This is a genomic window from Halalkalibacter oceani (genome assembly GCF_040544555.1).
Classification (GTDB): Bacteria; Bacillota; Bacilli; order Bacillales; family Bacillaceae_D; genus Halalkalibacter; species Halalkalibacter oceani.
Genome location: NZ_JBEPKD010000011.1, coordinates 54,680 through 70,347, shown reverse-complemented (window position 1 = coordinate 70,347; position 15,668 = coordinate 54,680). Strand labels below are relative to the sequence as shown.

The 15,668-nt window shown below is 48.6% G+C and carries 16 protein-coding genes; 8 read left to right on the top strand and 8 right to left on the bottom strand.

Annotation, left to right across the window (positions count from 1 at the left end):
* Nucleotides 1-182: 182 nt before the first annotated feature.
* The 5 genes from urtE to urtA form a co-directional block, all read right to left on the bottom strand.
* Nucleotides 183-875 carry an urea ABC transporter ATP-binding subunit UrtE gene (urtE, locus tag ABMB67_RS13385; protein ID WP_354572381.1) on the bottom strand — a complete coding sequence of 231 codons (693 nt, stop codon included), beginning with the start codon at nt 873-875 and terminating at the stop codon, nt 183-185.
* On the bottom strand, nt 853-1,659 hold the full coding sequence (gene urtD, locus ABMB67_RS13380) for an urea ABC transporter ATP-binding protein UrtD (protein WP_390188865.1): 807 nt from the start codon (nt 1,657-1,659) through the stop codon (nt 853-855). The genes urtE and urtD overlap by 23 nt, the downstream gene beginning before the upstream one ends.
* The gene (urtC, locus tag ABMB67_RS13375) at nt 1,604-2,695 is read right to left on the bottom strand and encodes an urea ABC transporter permease subunit UrtC (RefSeq protein WP_251224109.1); all 1,092 of its coding nucleotides are present in this window, start codon (nt 2,693-2,695) and stop codon (nt 1,604-1,606) included. The genes urtD and urtC overlap by 56 nt, the downstream gene beginning before the upstream one ends.
* 85 nt (nt 2,696-2,780) lie before the next feature.
* On the bottom strand, nt 2,781-3,683 hold the full coding sequence (gene urtB / locus ABMB67_RS13370; protein ID WP_354572379.1) for an urea ABC transporter permease subunit UrtB: 903 nt from the start codon (nt 3,681-3,683) through the stop codon (nt 2,781-2,783).
* Nucleotides 3,684-3,788: 105 nt separating this feature from the next.
* Nucleotides 3,789-5,072: an urea ABC transporter substrate-binding protein gene (gene urtA, locus ABMB67_RS13365; RefSeq protein ID WP_251224107.1), complete on the bottom strand. Its 1,284-nt coding sequence runs from the start codon at nt 5,070-5,072 to the stop codon at nt 3,789-3,791.
* A gap of 272 nt (nt 5,073-5,344) precedes the next feature.
* On the opposite strand from urtA, the gene ureA reads away from it, so the two are divergent.
* The 8 genes from ureA to ABMB67_RS13325 all read left to right on the top strand — a co-directional run bounded on the left by ureA (nt 5,345) and on the right by ABMB67_RS13325 (nt 11,610).
* Nucleotides 5,345-5,647, top strand: coding sequence for an urease subunit gamma (ureA, locus tag ABMB67_RS13360; protein WP_251192649.1), 303 nt, complete (start codon nt 5,345-5,347; stop codon nt 5,645-5,647).
* Between the two features lie 89 nt (nt 5,648-5,736).
* On the top strand, nt 5,737-6,108 hold the full coding sequence (locus ABMB67_RS13355; RefSeq protein ID WP_251224106.1) for an urease subunit beta: 372 nt from the start codon (nt 5,737-5,739) through the stop codon (nt 6,106-6,108).
* Nucleotides 6,105-7,820: an urease subunit alpha gene (gene ureC / locus ABMB67_RS13350; RefSeq protein WP_354572378.1), complete on the top strand. Its 1,716-nt coding sequence runs from the start codon at nt 6,105-6,107 to the stop codon at nt 7,818-7,820. Before ABMB67_RS13355 ends, ureC begins: the two co-directional genes overlap by 4 nt.
* Nucleotides 7,821-7,843: 23 nt before the next feature.
* Nucleotides 7,844-8,326, top strand: a complete 483-nt coding sequence (locus ABMB67_RS13345; RefSeq protein ID WP_354572377.1) for an urease accessory protein UreE — start codon at nt 7,844-7,846, stop codon at nt 8,324-8,326.
* On the top strand, nt 8,226-8,978 hold the full coding sequence (locus ABMB67_RS13340; RefSeq protein ID WP_251224103.1) for an urease accessory protein UreF: 753 nt from the start codon (nt 8,226-8,228) through the stop codon (nt 8,976-8,978). Before ABMB67_RS13345 ends, ABMB67_RS13340 begins: the two co-directional genes overlap by 101 nt.
* Nucleotides 8,979-9,283: 305 nt before the next feature.
* A complete protein-coding gene (gene ureG, locus ABMB67_RS13335; protein ID WP_251224102.1) occupies nt 9,284-9,913 on the top strand; it encodes an urease accessory protein UreG in 630 nt (209 codons plus the stop codon).
* Nucleotides 9,910-10,710 (top strand): urease accessory protein UreD, encoded by an 801-nt coding sequence (locus ABMB67_RS13330; protein WP_354572376.1) that lies wholly within the window; start codon nt 9,910-9,912, stop codon nt 10,708-10,710. The genes ureG and ABMB67_RS13330 overlap by 4 nt, the downstream gene beginning before the upstream one ends.
* A gap of 96 nt (nt 10,711-10,806) precedes the next feature.
* Nucleotides 10,807-11,610, top strand: coding sequence for an alpha/beta hydrolase family protein (locus ABMB67_RS13325; protein ID WP_251224100.1), 804 nt, complete (start codon nt 10,807-10,809; stop codon nt 11,608-11,610).
* 208 nt (nt 11,611-11,818) lie between these two features.
* On the opposite strand, the gene ABMB67_RS13320 is transcribed toward ABMB67_RS13325, so the two are convergent.
* From ABMB67_RS13320 to ABMB67_RS13310, 3 genes are all read right to left on the bottom strand, one after another.
* Nucleotides 11,819-12,226: a hypothetical protein gene (locus ABMB67_RS13320; RefSeq protein ID WP_251224099.1), complete on the bottom strand. Its 408-nt coding sequence runs from the start codon at nt 12,224-12,226 to the stop codon at nt 11,819-11,821.
* 113 nt (nt 12,227-12,339) lie between these two features.
* Nucleotides 12,340-13,362, bottom strand: a complete 1,023-nt coding sequence (gene desA, locus ABMB67_RS13315; protein WP_251224098.1) for a Delta(5) desaturase DesA — start codon at nt 13,360-13,362, stop codon at nt 12,340-12,342.
* 240 nt (nt 13,363-13,602) lie between these two features.
* Nucleotides 13,603-15,642 carry a catalase gene (locus tag ABMB67_RS13310; RefSeq protein ID WP_251224097.1) on the bottom strand — a complete coding sequence of 680 codons (2,040 nt, stop codon included), beginning with the start codon at nt 15,640-15,642 and terminating at the stop codon, nt 13,603-13,605.
* Between the last annotated feature and the right edge of the window lie 26 nt (nt 15,643-15,668).

Genomic DNA, 15,668 nt, shown 5'->3' with positions numbered 1-15,668 from the left:
TTCGTTGTGAGGGGGGTCTCAAAACAGGCTTGTGGCGTGTGAATCCATTGCCAATAGGTCCGTCTCGAGCTCTACACTTCGAATCACCCTGTAAACGATTTTCCGATTTTTTATATAAGAAAAAGCAGGTGAACCCGACAGGTGATGAACAATCCCCTGTCAGGCTCTCCCTGCTTTTTTTCTTATACACTGAGCAGCCGGCTGACCTCTTCTTCAATTAGCTCCTCGCCTTCATAGACGATTCTTCCTTTGTCGACGATATAGAAGTAATCGGCGACACTTTTGGCGAAATCGAAGCTTTGCTCAACGAGCAAGATTGATGTTTCCTTTTGGTTTTCCTTAATGTCCTTGATAACGTTTTGAATATCCTCGACGATATTCGGCTGGATTCCTTCGGTCGGCTCATCAAGCAACAGCAGTTCAGGCTCGGACACAAGCGCTCTGGCAAACGCAAGCTGCTGCTGCTGCCCGCCGCTCAGGTCACCGCCGGGGCGGTCCTTCATTTCCTTTAATACAGGAAAATACTGATAGATCGTTTCATCAATCGTCCGCTTCTTGTCGCTTCTCGCCTCAAGCCCTAATAGCATGTTTTCATAAACCGTCAGATTGGAGAAAATTTCTCTGCCCTGCGGAACAAAGCCGAAGCCTTTTTTCGCCCGATAGGTCGGATTTTTACTCGTAACATCCTCCCCTTTATACGTGATCGTTCCTTTTCGATTCGCCAAAACGCCCATAATCGTTTTGATAATCGTCGTTTTGCCAACGCCGTTTCGTCCCATCAGACAAACGACCTGGCCCTGTTTGATTTCAAGCGATACATCACGAATGACGATACTATCATCATAAGCTACTTCAAGCTGTTGTAGTTGCAACATCCTTCGCCTCACCCTTACGTCCAAGATATACTTCCATTACGCGCTCATTTGCCTGGACGATTTCCATCGGCCCGTCGCAAAGCAGCTGCCCTTCATGCATCACCGTCACCTTTTCTGAATACTTGCGGACAAACTCCATATCATGCTCGACGACGATGATCGCGCACTGCTCCTTTAATTTCAGCAGCAATTCGCCTGTCTTCTCTTCCTCCTCCTCCGTCATGCCGGCAATCGGTTCATCGAGCATCAGAAGATCGGGCTTCTGCATCATCACCATCCCGATTTCCAGCCATTGCTTCTGGCCGTGGGAAAGCAGCCTCGCCATTTCGTCTTTATGAGGAAGCAACCCAATCAGCTCGAGCATTTCCGTAATTTGCGCCCTCTCTTCCTTTGTTGACTTCGCCTTTAAAATGCTAAATAGCCGCTTATCCTGCTTCATCGAAAGCTCAAGATTTTCCCAGACAGTTAAATTCGGAAACACGGAGGGAGCTTGAAATTTGCGGCCGATCCCTTCGCGGACAATTTCAAATTCCTTCAACTTTGTCAGGTCATGCTTTTCTTTAAACATCAGCGTCCCCTGACTTTGCTTTGTTTTTCCACAGACGACGTCAAGAAAGGTTGTTTTACCGGCGCCATTCGGCCCGATTAGGAAGTGAAGCTCCCCTTCCATGATTTCAATCGAAAAATCGTTAATCGCATAAAATCCACCAAAGGCAACCGATGTATGTTCAGCTTGCAGGATAGTCCGCTTCTTTGCTTTCTTTGTTGACTGTTCGTTTTTCATTTGCATTTCCTCTCCTTTTTAATTTGTCCAGCAGGCTCATCAGGCCTCCAGGTAAGAAAATGACGACAATCACAAACACGGCACCAAGAAAATAAAGCCAAATATCGGGATACGACTCACTGAAAAACGTCTTGGCACTGTTTGTTAAAACCGCTCCAATAACCGGGCCGACAAGCGTGCCCCGTCCACCGATCGCCACCCATAAAATCATTTCAATCGACGGGATAATGCCGATCATCGTCGGCGAAATGATGCCGACTTGCGTAACAAACAGCATGCCGGCCAAACCGGCAATTCCAGCCGAGATGGAGAACACAAGCACTTTGAACATCGACGTATCATAACCGGAGAAACGCAGGCGATTCTCCCCGTCGCGAATAGCGATTAACGCCTTCCCAAAGCGGCTGTTTACGAGACGGGTGCAGATGAGAAAAACGATAACCAGGCAGGCAAGCGTTATATAATAGAGCGCTTTTTGCGTCGCCGGGTTGGACAGTGAATAGCCAAATATCGTCGAGAAACCTGTTAACCCGTTTGTTCCGCCTGTTACATCCTGCTGACTAATAATCAGCGTCACGGTAACCATCACAAGAGCCTGTGTCAAAATGGTAAAATAGACGTCCTGAATCCGATTGCGGAATGTAAAGAATCCAAGGATTGTCGCCAGTATCATTGGAACAAAAATAGCGGCGAGAATCGCGACAGCCGGATTTTGCAGCACTGCCCAGAACCAGGGAAGCTCGGTAATGCCGTTCCACATCATAAAGTCAGGTACACCGTTTGATGATTCCATCGTCAAATAGATCGCCATAATATAGGCTCCGAGTCCGAAGAAAATCCCGTGTCCGAGACTGAGTACCCCCATATAGCCCCATAATAAATCAAGTCCAATGACAAGAATCGCAAATGCCAAATAGCGGCCTAACAGGTTGACACGAAAGTCTGACAGAAAAAATGGCAGTATGATTAAAATAATCGTCAAGATCAGAAACAGCCACTTTCGGCTGATCAAATAATTGGCAATTGATAGCTTCATAATATGTTGTTCTCCCTTCTATCAATCCTGCTGATAGGTCGTAAGCCTCCATATCCTCAGCAGGCACCGGCCCGTATCCTCCTGTTTAATCGAGGGAACGGGTGCGCAATGAAAACATTCCCGATGGACGCCATTGCAGGAACAGGACAATTAAGGCGAAAATAAGCACCTTTCCCATTGAAGCATTGGTCCAGTATTCAAATACTGTATTGAAGACGCCGATCCCCATTGCACCGGCGACCGTTCCGAGCAGCATCCCGACACCGCCGACGACAACGACCATAAAGGCATCGACAATATAGTACGTACCGATCGTCGGCCCGATCGGCCCAATTAACGTTAAAGCCGCACCGGCAATCCCGGCGATACCGGCGCCGATCGCAAAGGTCGTCGCATCCACGCGCCGCGTCGAAATCCCGACACACATCGCCATTTGCCGGTTTTGCATGACCGCCCGTATCTTTCGACCATTGTTCATTTTATAAAGATAAAACGATAGAATCGCAAAACAGACGAGAACGAGCGCAATAATAAAAAGTCGTGAAACTGGCAATGTCACAGACATGATCTCCACTCCGCCTCTAAGAAACGACGGCGCCTCGACACCGACGTTCGGCGCTCCAAAAATAGAACGGGCTGTTTGCTGAAGAATGAGACCAACACCAAATGTCGCCAGTAAACTGTCAAGCGGTCGGCCATAGAGATGACGAATGATCGTATATTCTAATAACATTCCGATTAATGCTGCAACAATAAAAGCGATGGGAATAGCCAACACTAAATAAAGATCGAATAAATGCGCAGGGACGTATTGCGTAAAGATCGACTGGACCACATAGGTCGTATAAGCGCCAATCATAATCAGTTCCCCATGTGCCATATTGATTACTTTCATTAATCCAAATGTTATTGCCAAACCGAGGGCGATCAGCAACAAAATCGATCCTAAACTGATCCCATTAAACGCCTGGATAAGTAGTGCTTCCACCGTGAATCACATCCTTTTTTTCCTCAATCAGAATCAGCATATGCAGGCAGCTGCTGCCTCCTTTGAACTGGCAGCAGCTGCCGCATTGCCTCCATGATGTATTTGCTATTGAGCTAATGTGCTGCTGATTTCACTCGCCCAGTCATACCCTTCTAAATAAGGATCTGGTTTAACCGGCTCTCCGGAATTCCATACTTCCGTAAATTGACCATCTGCTCCGATTTGACCAATCCGCACCGTTTTATAAACATGCTGATTATCGCCATCGACAACAACAGGTCCGCCAGGCGCATTAAACTCAATGCCGGCTGCCGCTTCCCGAACTGCGTCAACGTCAGTCGTTCCTGCTGCTTCTACAGCCTGGGCCCATAAATGAACCATGAAATATCCTGCTTCGATCGGATCGCCCGTCACTCGATCCTCACCGTATGCTTCCTTATACTTCGCAACAAATGTTTCATTTTCCGGTGTGTCCGTAGTTTGATAATAATTCCAGCTTGCATAATGACCTTCCAGAACGTCAGCTCCAATACCGCGAATTTCTTCTTCGGCTACACTGACAGAAAGAATCGTCACATCATCGGCTGTAATTCCGGCATCTGACAGCTGTTTAAAGAAAGCTACATTACTGTCGCCATTTAATGTGTTGAAGATAACTTGCGGCTGAGACTCACGGATCCTGGAAATAATTGTATTATAATCAGTATGACCGAGCGGCGTGTACTGCTCGTCAACTAATGTTGCACCATTTTCTTCAAGCTGCGCTTTAATGATCTGGTTCGCCAGACGCGGGAACACATAGTCAGAGCCTAATAGGAAGAACTCTGTCCCTTCATTCTCAAGCAGCCAGTCAACCGCCGGCACAATTTGCTGATTCGGTGCTGCTCCTGCATAAAAAATATTCGGAGAAGCTTCCATACCTTCATATTGAACCGGATAGAAAAGCAGTCCGTTGTTGTCCTCGACTACCGGCAGCATCGCTTTTCGGCTCGCTGACGTCCATCCGCCAAAGATGACATCGACCCCGTCCTGCTGCAACAGCTTCGTCGCGCGTTCAGAGAAAATATTAGGCTCTGAGGCACCATCTTCAATGATCGGGACGATTTCTTTTCCCAATACGCCGCCAGCTTCGTTAATTTCCTCGATGGCCAACAGCTCGGCATCCCTTACGGACGTTTCACTCATCGCCATTGTTCCGCTTAAAGAATGAAGGATTCCTACAGCAATTTGTTCACTTTCATCAATTTCAACCTCTTCTCCGGGTTCTGCCTCCGAAGCCGTGCCGCCCTCAGTTCCTGTCGTCGGCTCATCACTTCCTCCGCCACAAGCCGTTAAGGCAAGCATTGTCAGTCCTACCACTCCAGCTAACCACTTCTTTTTCCGTAACATGTTTGACCTCCCAGTTATTATCTTTTTCGAACAATTCCGATAATACCAAGTTTCTAACTCAAGTACAGCATTTATGTCAGGAAAGCTGACAGAACATTTTCTCACAAAATGGCTGAATATCTAACAACTGTATGTCATTTTTACTATCCAACTTCCATGTCAGATTATTTAACAACATTATTGCAGCCGCTTTTTTTACAAGTTACAGTTCATATATGACTTTTGGAATATTCAGCAGCAAAAGCTTACATGAGATGTGAGGTGAAACATACATGATTCTTAACCCAATCGAAAAAGAAAAACTGTTTCTATTTATGGCAGGTGAGCTGGCAAAACAGCGCAAGGAAAAAGGACTGAAGCTAAACTACCCCGAAGCTGCCGCTATCCTTAGCTGCTTTATTCTTGAAGGAGCAAGAGAAGGGAAATCGGTTGCTACGTTAATGAAAGAAGGAAAGCATGTGCTGACCGCCGATGATGTTATGGAAGGAATTCCGGAAATGCTGGATCACATCCAGGTCGAGGCTACCTTCCCGGATGGAACAAAGCTTGTAACGATTCATGACCCTATACAATAGCGGCTGGGACAGAAGTTGACGTTAAGAGGAAGAGCAAAGGGAAAAAGCCTACCCTTTTGTCTAAAGCTCATACAATGGGAGGGATTGCCTTGATACCAGGAGAAATTCGGACTGCGAAAGGTTCGATTGAATTAAATGAAGGAAGAAAAACAATCTCGATACGCGTCGCCAATAGTGGAGACCGACCCGTTCAAATCGGCTCCCACTATCACTTTGCCGAGGTTAATCGCGAGCTCGTCTTTGATCGCAAAGCCGCTTATGGCATGCGTCTTGACATTGCCGCGGGTACGGCCGTTCGCTTTGAGCCGGGCGAGGAAAAAATCATTGAGCTCGTTGAGTTCGGCGGTTTAAAGGAAATTTATGGCTTAAACCAATTAACAGAAGGAAGTCTCGCAACAGAAGAAACGGCTTTTTTGAAAAAGATTGACGCATTTGCCCGGCAAGGAGGCGAAACAACTTGAAACTGACACGTCCACAATATGCAAGCCTGTACGGCCCGACGACCGGTGACAAAGTCAGGCTCGCCGATACGGAGCTTTGGCTTGAAATCGAGCAGGACTTTACCGTTTATGGCGATGAATGCAAATTCGGCGGCGGCAAAGTGCTGCGCGATGGGATGGGGCAAAGCGGCATCCATTCTCGCGATGACGGCGTGCTTGATCTGATTATTACAAACGCGACCATCGTCGACTATACCGGAATTATTAAAGCGGATATCGGAATTAAAGATGGACGGATCGTCGGCATCGGCAAAGGCGGAAACCCGACTGTGATGGATGGCGTCGCTGACAATATGATCGTCGGCGCCAGCACCGAAGCGATTGCCGCGGAAGGCTTGATCGTCACAGCTGGCGGAATTGACGCTCATATCCATTTCATCAGCCCGCAGCAAATCGAGACGGCGATTTCCTCCGGGGTAACAACGATGCTCGGCGGCGGCACAGGTCCAGCTACCGGCACGAAGGCAACGACCTGCACACCCGGAAGCTGGAATATTCACCGGATGCTAGAAGCTGCCGAAGCCTTCCCGGTTAACATCGGCTTTCTCGGCAAGGGCAACAGCGCTAGCCACGCTCCGTTGCGCGAACAGATTGCAGCCGGAGCAATCGGCCTGAAGCTTCATGAGGATTGGGGGACGACCCCGGCGACGATCCGCACCTGTCTCGATGTTGCTGATGAGATGGACGTACAGGTCGCCATCCATACCGATACATTAAATGAAGCCGGCTTCTTGGAGGAAACCGTGGCGGCAATCGGCGATCGGGTAATTCATACGTATCATACCGAAGGAGCCGGTGGCGGACATGCCCCCGATATTATTAAAATTGCCGGCCTGGCCAATATTCTGCCGTCCTCAACGAATCCAACGCGGCCATTTACGATCAACACGATCGATGAACATCTCGATATGCTGATGGTCTGTCATCATCTTGATCCTCGTGTGCCAGAAGATGTCGCTTTTGCCGATTCGCGGATTCGGCCGGAAACGATCGCAGCCGAGGATGTGTTTCACGATCTTGGGATTATTAGCATGATTTCCTCCGACTCCCAGGCGATGGGCCGAGTCGGCGAAGTTGTTCTGAGAACATGGCAGACGGCCGATAAGATGAAAAAACAGTTCGGGCCGCTTGAAGAGGATGCCCCTTATGACCATGATAATTTCCGCATTAAGCGCTATATCGCGAAATACACGATCAATCCGGCGATTACGCATGGCATTGCCCATGAGGTTGGCTCTATTGAAGTCGGAAAGCTCGCCGACCTTGTCCTGTGGGACCCGCGCTTCTTTGGGGTCAAACCTGAACTGACGCTTAAAGGCGGAATGATTGCCCACGCCCAGATGGGAGATCCGAACGCTTCGATTCCGACGCCGCAGCCAGTGATGCAGCGGCCGATGTTCGCCAGCTTCGGCAAAGCCGTCCAGGCCACAAGCCTGACATTCCTCTCACAGGAGGCCTACGACCAAGGTGTCCATAAACAGCTTGGGCTGCAAAAGAAGATTGCCGTCGCCCATGGCTGCCGTAACCTGGCAAAAGCGGACATGAAGCTGAACGACGCGACGCCGGATATTGAGGTCAATCCGGAAACGTATGAGGTTAAGGTTGATGGCAAACTAGTCACATGCGAGCCGTTTGAAACAGTGGCGATGGCTCAGCGTTATTTCTTATTTTAATTTTATCGAGGAGGCGAGCAACGATGCGAATGACAAAAGTGATTGGCAACCTTGAAGATATGCAGCATGACAAAGAGAAGGTCGAATGGATTGAGCTCGATTGGGAGGAACTGAACAAGCGAATCCTGCGCAAAACGACAACAACTGGCCGCGAGGTGGCGATCGTCCTCGATGAGCAGGGCTTGCGCTATGGCGACGTGCTTTTCCATAACGATACTTCAACGATCGCCATCCGGACGAAGCTTGAGCCGGCTTACGTCATTAAGCCTGCCACGATTGCCGAGATGGGAAAGGTCGCCTTTGAGCTTGGCAACCGCCACACCCCTTGTATTATCGAAGACGATGAGATTATCGTCCGCTACGACCAGACACTTGAAGTGATCTTTCGCGAAACGGGGGTTGCCTATGTCGAAGCAGAGAAACGATTTAACGAGCCTTTCAAATACAAAGGACACCACCATCACGATCCAGATGAATCAGCTTCTGCAGCTCATGCACATTCATGATTCCGCTTTTCCGATCGGTTCATACACCCATTCCTTTGGGATGGAAACCTATATTCAGCAAGGAAAGATCCACGACAAAGAGACGCTGCTCACGTATTGCCGCAGCTACCTTCACGGCAATCTCGGCACAGGCGACGCGATCTTTGTGAAGGAAGCTTGGCAAAGCCTTGCCGCAGTCCCAGGTCTGACGACTCTTTACGAGCTAGATTCGTTCTGTCACGCACAAAAGCTGGCAAAGGAATCACGGATCGGCAGCACCAAAATGGGGCGTCAGTTTCTTGAAACGGTCTGCCCCCTCTCCTCTTCTCCACTGCTTCCACAATGGAGAGAGGACATCAAAGAAAAACGAACCCATGGGCACCATGCGCTCTCTTATACGCTCTATGCATATACCGAAGGAATGCCGTTAGCGGTAACGATTTGCAGCTTTCTTTATTCCTCGGTCGCCAACCTGATCCATAATGCTGTCCGTGCCGTCCCACTTGGGCAAACAACCGGCGTTCAGGCGATCCACGCAATTTTGCCCGACTGTGAACAGGTCACGACCCAAGTATTGGCCCGCACGCTTGACGATGTCTCCAACCAGGCAATCGGAATTGAACTCGCCTCAATGGAGCATGAATTTTTATTCTCACGCTTATTTATTTCCTAAGAAAAGCGCCACAGGCGACTTTTCTTAGAAGCGTCGGGCGGCGCCGTTACCATTTCTATAAGTCTATCTGAAAGTGGGGTTCTTTCAGATAGACGTGTAACGAGCGAAGCCGACGCCCTTCCACGAGTAACCCGAAAATTTTGATCATAAAAAGCGCCACAGGCGGCTTTTCATAGAAGCACTGTGCGGAGCTTTTACAACGGTCTTTGTTCTTCATGAAAGCGGGGTTCTTTTCATGAAGAACGTAACGGACGGAGCCAGTGCCTTCACCAATTTAACTTGAAAAATTAAAAGGAGATGATAGGATGAAGCCCGTACGAATTGGAATCGGCGGTCCGGTCGGCTCAGGGAAAACATCGTTGGTCGAACGATTGACGCGCAAGCTGCATGAGACATACGAGCTGGCCGTCATTACAAATGATATTTATACGAAAGAGGATGCCCAGTTTTTAACGACACATGGAGTACTTGAAGCCGACCGCATTATCGGTGTTGAAACCGGTGGCTGCCCGCATACCGCTATTAGAGAAGATGCTTCGATGAATTTTGAGGCGATCCATGAATTAAAGCAACGCTTTTCCAGCCTCGATATCATTTTTGTCGAGAGCGGTGGCGATAATCTCTCAGCGACATTCAGTCCCGAGCTCGTCGACGGCTTTATTTACGTGATCGACGTCGCCGAAGGGCAGGATATTCCCCGCAAAGGCGGGCCTGGCGTCACTCGTTCCGACTTGCTTGTCATTAACAAAATCGACCTGGCACCTTACGTCGATGTCGACCTCGACTTAATGAAATCAGATACGAGCCGGGCAAGAGGCGAGCGTCCTTTCGTATTTGCCAATCAAAAAAAGGATATTGGCATTGATGAGATCATCAAATGGATACAATCGCAACTGCTGCTGGAGGACTTTGCCGAGGAGCCGGCTAATACATGAGCCACGCCGCTGCCGCCTTCCAGACACTGCAAGGCCGGCTTGACCTCAGCTTCGCCCATCATCGCGGCAAAACGAGAATGATGAGCTGCTATCAGCTGCCGCCGCTGAAAGCGAGCCGCGCTCTTTACCCGGATGATGATGGAGCTGCGACTGTTTATTTGGTCGATACATCGGGCGGGATCGCGAGCGGCGACAAGAACCGGATGACGATCTCGGCCTCTGCCGCCGCCAAGGTTCATCTGATCCAGCAGTCATCCACAAAGATTTACCCGGCCCGGCTGGATGGAGAAGTAAGCAAGCAAAGTCTGAGCTTTGATATTAGCGAAGAGAGCAGCCTTTACTGGCATCCAGAAACGACGATCCCGTTTGCCGGCTCGCGTTTCGTGCAAACGATCGAGATCGCGCTTGATTCCAGCTCTACCTGCTATTTTGCCGAAATTTTATCACCTGGTCGGCTGGAGCATGCCGAAAGCTTCCAGTATGAGTCACTCGATTTAAAGCTGTCGGTTGCGTACGAAGGCCGGCAAATCGCCTACGACCGGCTCCGCTTCCAACCGGACGCTACGCCGCAGCTCGGCATGCTCGATGACTATTATTACGGGAGCGCCTGGTTCTTTTCCCCGGACTTTGGTGAATCCGCAGCCGAGCTGCAGGAAGCCTGTCCGATTGATCAAGATTGCCGCTTTGCGGTGACATCGCTTGATCCGGTCGGCTTTCATGCCCGCTGGCTAAGCCGCGATCTTTGCTTACTAAAAGCACATATGAAAAGCTTTTTTCAGCACATTAGCACATCATAATCGACAAAAGACATCCATCCCCTTTGCGTATAGTGATAAAATAAGTGGTGAAGCACTTATTCTTTTCAAAATCACTAATGTGAAGGGGACTTTTCAATGAGTAAACAAACGACACCTGTCTACAGTAACAAGTATGGCTCTGTTAGTCTTTTTGCCTGTCAATACGACCAGCGTTTTTCCTACTATGCCTATATCCCAAAACGCGAGGAAGGCACAACCTATTCATTAGCTGTTATCGTTCACGGCGATGAGCGCGCCGCGCAAAAATTCAGAGGCTCTTTTAAAGACTTCGCCGAAGAAACCGATACCATTATTTTGGCACCCCTCTTCCCATCTGGCATTATTGAACCAGATGATACCGACAATTATAAATTCATCGCCTTTCATGACATCCGCTTCGATCACGTCCTATTGGCGATGATCGATGAAATCGCTTCCAAATATTCGATCGCCAAGGACAAATTTCTCCTCCACGGCTTCTCAGGCGGCGGTCAGTTCGTTCACCGTTTCTATTATCTCCATCCCGATAGGCTGCTCGGCCTCTCAATCGGCGCCCCCGGCCGCCTGACGTACTTGGACGAGTCAAAAGTGTGGTATGCCGGCATCCAGGATTTCGAAGCGCGCTTCGGTCAGGCAATTAATTTCGCTCAATTAAAACAAGTACCGGTCCAGCTCGTGATCGGCAGCGAAGACCACGGCAGCGCCAAACCGCTCTCCGATCCGACAGCGACGCTTGATACAAGCCAAATCGGCCACACCCGCATCGAACGCCTGCAATCTCTGCGTGACAACTACGAAGCCCACTCGATCGAAGTCGAATATGTCGAAGTCCCCGGAGCAGGGCACGAGCCATTCAAGCTGCTCGATCCGGTAAAAGCATTCTTCAAACGGGTTTTATAGAGCTTGAGAAAAAAGGTTTGCTTTTATCTTTTTTCTTAAGCTCGAAGCAGGTTTCTTCGGTATGAACTTTGCGCAGAACGAAGCTACTGCCATCTTTTTTGACAACCTTTTGAGTCAGTCTAAAAGTGGGGTTCTTTCAAACTGACGTGTAACGCGCGAAGCCAAGTCTTTTAAAAAAGGAGCAAAGAAATTGTTCTCATGCTCCTTATTAAGCCTGACCGGAACAGCTTACTCCGGCAAAACGCCCCACCCATTCGGACATCAGCGTAAACAAAGGGATCGCAGCTAAAAAAGGCAGGAAAATGACGTCCCCGGTCATCTTGGCGTTAAAAAAGCTGACCGAAACAAACAGAATGCCAACACTATTAAAAACGGCGATCTTTAAAAAAGGGTGGAGCGGTAATTTTCTAATAAAGTAGTAAAGAGGTGCGGCAAACACTGAGAGGCCAAAAAAGCATACCGCAAATGCGGTAAAGACCATCAGCCATTCAAAATCAAATCCTATTGGGTTGCGCTTCAATTCATAAGCCACAATGATCTTAACCGAAATCGAAACAATAACACTTACGACAAAGGATGTGAGCACAGAATCAAAAAATAATCGCTTCCCTTCCATAAGGCATCCTCCTCCGGCAAGATTGCTTCCCTCGAAAAGCGAAAACAAAGCCTGAGAACGAAGGCACCAACCTTTGTCTCAGGCTCCTTGACTTCCATCTTTACAAAATCAAATCAGCTCGCTTTTTTCTTTGCCCGTTCTCGTCTTTTTAATTCGCCGAAGCTGACAAATGTTCGGTTCTCTTCATCCCACAAACGGTGCCGCAACGATCTGAGACTCGTCAGCAAATTAATCGTCGTCACCTTCTGCAAATCAGGATTGTTCGTATGCACTTTTTGCAAATGATAGTTCGGCAGCTTCGGGCTGAGATGATGCACATGGTGGTAGCCAATATTGCCCGTCATCCAGCGGAGGACGTGCGGCAGTTCGTAAAACGAACTCCCGTGTACAGCCGCTCTAATATAATCCCATTTGTCATTACGTTCAAAATAGGAGTCCTCGAACTGATGCTGGACATAAAATAACCAAATGCCGGCAGCAGCCGAAAAGAAAAAGATCGGACCGTGCACGAGCAAAAATTGTTGCCAGCCGATTAAAAAGGACAGGCCGACAATTATCGCCGCAATGCCACTATTCGTTAAATACGTGTTAAGACGTTCCTTCATCCGCGCGCCCGGACGGTTAAACCGGTAATCAATCAGGAAAATATAAAATGGCCCGATGCCAAACATGCAAACCGGATTGCGATAAAGGCGATACATCAGCTTCTTCAGACGGGAAGCCGCTACATATTCCTCCACCGTCATCGTCCAGACATCACCGACACCGCGGTTATCGAGCTTTCCGTTCGTCGCGTGGTGAACATTATGCGTATAACGCCATTGATGAAACGGAGTAAACGTTAAAATGCCGGTTATCGTTCCGACAATCGTATTTGCTTTACGGTTGGAGAAAAAGGATTGGTGACAGCAATCATGGAAGATAATAAAAATTCTGACAAGCAAGCCTGCAGTCGGGATCGCTATGGCCAATGTGAGCCAGTAAGAAACGGAGAGGGATAAGTAAGCCAAAAACCACAGCACCACAAAGGGCACCATCGTATTTATCAATTGCAATACGCTAGCTTTCGTATTGGATTTTTCAAACGGTACGATATTCTTTCTAAGATTTTCTTTCGCTTTTTTTTGGTTATTCATAGACGACCTACTCTCTTCGAAAATTTGAATAAAGAATGGATTCCGAATTGAGCCAGATCTATTCTCTAACTTAAGTATAGTTGATCTGATAAGAAAAAGTAAGCTATATTTCGTGACAAAATTATGCATGATTCGGACATGTATGCTAATTTCTTACCGCGATTTTAAGCGTGATGCACCTACCAAAGAGGATGACAGACAAAAAAAGAGGGTGGGCCCATGTGCCACCCCCTTCTGGTTTTACTTTACTTGCCGAGCCCAATGCCGGTGAGCGGCGATTGCTTCGAGAAACTGCGTAGTAAATGTCTCGATGTTCTGTTCAGCTGTGACAACACCCGCGCTGTTTTCCATGCCGGCTTCTTTCACCCATGTCAGTCCTTGATGGGTGGCGCCGATCGGCTTAAAGTGATCATACGCTTCATGGAGAAAATACAAGGCGTCCTTAATAAACGAGCGGTCAACGTTGTTACCTCCGACCAGATAAAGCGCATCGAACAGCACGGACTCCCCGGTCAAGAATGTATGATCCACTTCCAGCTCGCTGCCGTCCGAGCCCGTTTTCTTTCCAAGCCGGTCACTGACAATCTCCGGCTTCGCGCCCTCCTGCTTTAAGCGGTCCAGTACGGCCATTACATCCTGGCCATTAAAGCCGTCATCAATAATAACACCAACTTTACGTGTATCGACCTTTTTTATTGTATTTTCCTGGCTTAAAGCTGGTGATGACTTCGTTACAGAAGAGCCTCCGCCTTTCGGAGCCTCGACTCCAATCGCTTCAGCAAACCCTTTTGCCAGATCGAGACTGACATTGGCAAACATCTCGACAACCTGCCGTTGAACGGATTTGCTTTCCACCTTTCCAAGCTCAAAGCTGAATGCCTCAATAAGATGCTGCTTCTCCGGCTCGCTCATGCTGTTCCAAAATAACGTCGCCTGTGAAAAATGATCCTTAAAGCTTTCGCTGCGAGCCCGGATTTTGCGCCCATCTATCTTTTCCTGATAGTGAACATAGCCGCCTTCTGCCTCACTGGCCGGCGCTGGCGTGTTCCCGGCGAGAGAATTTTTATGATAGCTGACCTGCCCCTTGTTGATCGTCTGTCTGCCATAGCCATCGCGCTGATTGTTATGGAACGGACAGACCGGGCGGTTGATCGGCAGCTCATGGAAATTCGGCCCGCCTAAGCGAATAAGCTGCGTATCTGTGTAGGAAAATAACCGTCCCTGTAGCAGCGGGTCATTTGTAAAATCAATGCCCGGCACGACATGACCTGGATGGAAGGCGACCTGTTCCGTTTCCGCAAAGACATTGTCAACGTTGCGGTTCAATGTCATCTTCCCGATGATTTTGACAGGGATGTCCTCTTCCGGCCATATTTTCGTCGGATCAAGAATGTCGAAGTCAAAAGAGAATTCGTCCTTCTCCTCAACAATTTGGACGCCCAGCTCATATTCCGGGTAATCCCCATTTTCAATCGCCTCCCACAAATCACGGCGGTGAAAATCCGGGTCCTTCCCTGAAATCTTTTGCGCTTCATCCCATACTAAAGAATGGGTGCCGAGAACCGGCTTCCAATGGAATTTCACAAAAAACGCCTCGCCCTCTTCATTCACAAAACGGAACGTATGCACGCCAAACCCTTCCATCATCCGAAAGCTACGCGGAATGGCGCGGTCAGACATCGTCCACATGACCATATGGGCCGACTCTTGATTGTTGGCGACAAAATCCCAAAATGTATCATGCGCGGAAGCAGCCTGCGGCATCTCATTATGCGGCTCCGGCTTCACCGCATGAATCAAATCGGGGAATTTCATCGCATCCTGAATGAAGAAAACCGGAATATTATTTCCGACTAAATCATAATTTCCTTCCTCCGTATAAAATTTCGTCGCGAACCCGCGCGCGTCACGGACCGTCTCTGCTGAGCCCTTGGAGCCCGCAACGGTCGAAAACCGCACAAAAACAGGCGTCTTCACCGCTGGATCGTGCAGGAATTTCGCCTTCGTATATTTCCTCATCGATTCATATACTTGAAACTCACCATGAGCCGCAAAACCACGGGCGTGCACGATCCGTTCCGGAATACGCTCATGATCAAAGTGCGTCATTTTTTCACGGAAATGAAAATCTTCCATTAATGTCGGGCCCCGTTCTCCCGCTTTGAGGGAGAATTCATCCTCCGCGACTTTCAACCCCTGATTCGTCGTCAGCTTTTTGCCCTCATCTTCAACGCGAAACTGCTCCAGTTGTTCATCTTTTTTGTTCGGTTTATCACTCATCAGTACTCCTCCTTTATCATGCTTTG